Raw genomic sequence first — 1,861 nt, 5'->3', positions numbered from 1 at the left:
TTGTGAAAGTGAATTTTGTTCGTTCATGATCATGTCTTGTGGGGTGTGGTGATCTGACGAATGGCCAGTGGGGCATGCTTGAGTCGTTGCTGCCGCAGGGTATCAAGGCGGGCCGCCCGCGGGTGTGGACGCGGCGGCAGCTGATAGACGGCATACGGTGGCGGACCCGGACGGGTACTCCCTGGTGTGACGTGCCGGAGCGTTATGGACCCTGGGACCGTGTCTACGATTTGTTTCGGCGTTGGCAGCGCGACGGCACCTGGGCGAAGATCCTCACCTGGCTCCAGGCTGACGCTGACGCCAAGGGTCTGATCACCTGGTACGTGAGCGTCGACTCCACAGTCTGCCGTGCCCACCAGCACGCCGCAGGCGCGGCGAAAAGGGGATCTCCAGAAGGAACCGCCCGGCGGTGTCTTCGTCGAGCCGGCCGACCACGCCCTCGGGCGCTCCCGTGGCGGACTGACCAGCAAGATCCACCTCGCAGTCGGGCACGGACAAAAGCCCTTGTCCATCGTGATCACGGCCGGCCGGCGCGGCGACTACCCGCAGTTCGAAGCGGTCCTGGAAGCCATCCGGGTGCCGAGGCTGGGGCTGGGCAGGCCGCGAAAGCGGCCGGATCGGGTGCGGGCCGACAAGGCGTACGACTCCCGCGACAACCGCTTCTACCTGCGCAGACGTGGGATCGAGGCCACGATCCCGATCCCGGAGGACCGGGTCCGCAACCGCCTCAAACGCGGATCGCGTGGCGGACAGCCGCCGAAGTTCGACAAGGAGGACTACAAGCAGCGACACGCGGTCGAGCGGGGGATCAACCGCATCAAGCGATACCGGGCCGTCGCCGCGAGGTACGACAAACTCGCCGTCCGCTATGAGGCGACAGTGCTGGTCGCGGCCATCAACGAATGGCTGTGAACAGCGATTTCACAGCTCGACCTAATGAAGATTGACGTGAAAAGGGTGACAGTGATCCGTCTGACAGGCGAAGATCCTCAACTCGCCCCACCGTCCGACTACCACCGCGGACTGGTCATCGCTCGCGATGGTGAACACGAGCGGCATCACCACTCCGCACGCCTCGCAGGTGATCGGCGTCGGCTGTGACAAGTGCCAGGTGGGCCAGCCTCCCAGCTTCCAGCCCGGGAGACGGGTGATGGTGTCCTTGCCCTCGTCGTCGGTCTCCTCGATCAACCGCTGCAAGCGCGGCTGGAGGTCGACGGGGAGTTCCTCACGGTATGGGAAGTCAATCAGCCGCTTGGTTGTGAACATGCACGGCTCCGGGAGGTAGCCGAACTCGTAGTGGCGTACCGGGTGGGGAGGGCCCACAAGGTGCTCATCCACATCGGCCACCTGTCGCCAGCGCAATTCCACGATCGGGCTGACGTCGGCCTGGTTCGCCGGCGCGTCCCAATGTTCGTTGGGGCACCACAGCACCTGCAGGAGATCCGTCCCGGCCGGCCACCACGGACCCGGTACGTCCCGGGCGTAGATCTGCGCGACCGGCACCATCGCGACCGCCGGAACGCCTGACGGCTCCTCCTCGTCAGGTCCGGAGCAGACCGGCCACGGCTCATCGGCAGGCCAGAGCAACGGGCCGCCGATGGAGCTGTCTCTCACCCCCGGGTGGCCACGTGCAGGATCGAGTAGGACAGCCTCCCGGCCGAAAGACGCGAGCTCGGGCAGCGCGGCCAGTATTTCCGCGTCTGATGGTCGCTCAACGAATGTCATGACACTTTGCCTCTTCAACGGGCAGGGCGACTGCAGAGTATTGCCCGCCCTCGGCGCCATCTCCAGCTGGCTGGGCAATCAGGCTGCACTCACAACCTCCGCACGAGCAGCCAAACAGTGACCAGCACTTCCGCAG

General features: G+C 65.3%; 2 protein-coding genes. One reads left to right on the top strand and one right to left on the bottom strand.

The genetic code is table 11. From position 1 onward, the window contains the following. The first annotated feature begins 38 nt into the window (after window positions 1-38). Window positions 39-912, top strand: a protein-coding gene (locus ACH4PY_RS37090; RefSeq protein WP_398192933.1) for an IS5 family transposase whose coding sequence is annotated in 2 segments (ribosomal slippage) — window positions 39-424 and window positions 423-912 — 876 coding nt in all. Because the reading frame shifts where the segments join, the coding sequence is not laid out codon by codon here. A 21-nt stretch (window positions 913-933) separates the two neighbouring features. Here the strand turns inward: ACH4PY_RS37090 and ACH4PY_RS37085 are convergent. Next, on the bottom strand, window positions 934-1,725 hold the full coding sequence (locus ACH4PY_RS37085; protein WP_398192932.1) for a hypothetical protein: 792 nt from the start codon (window positions 1,723-1,725) through the stop codon (window positions 934-936). Window positions 1,726-1,861 lie beyond the last annotated feature (136 nt).

The organism is Streptomyces sp. NPDC021224, from assembly GCF_044332905.1.
In the GTDB taxonomy this organism is placed as follows: Bacteria; Actinomycetota; Actinomycetes; order Streptomycetales; family Streptomycetaceae; genus Actinacidiphila.
This window is presented reverse-complemented; position numbering and strand designations above follow the sequence as displayed.

Excerpts from the sequence above, each read along its gene's own strand:
- ACH4PY_RS37085 (WP_398192932.1), bottom strand. The coding sequence starts at position 1,725 with ATGACATTCGTTGAGCGACCATCAGACGCGGAAATACTGGCCGCGCTG.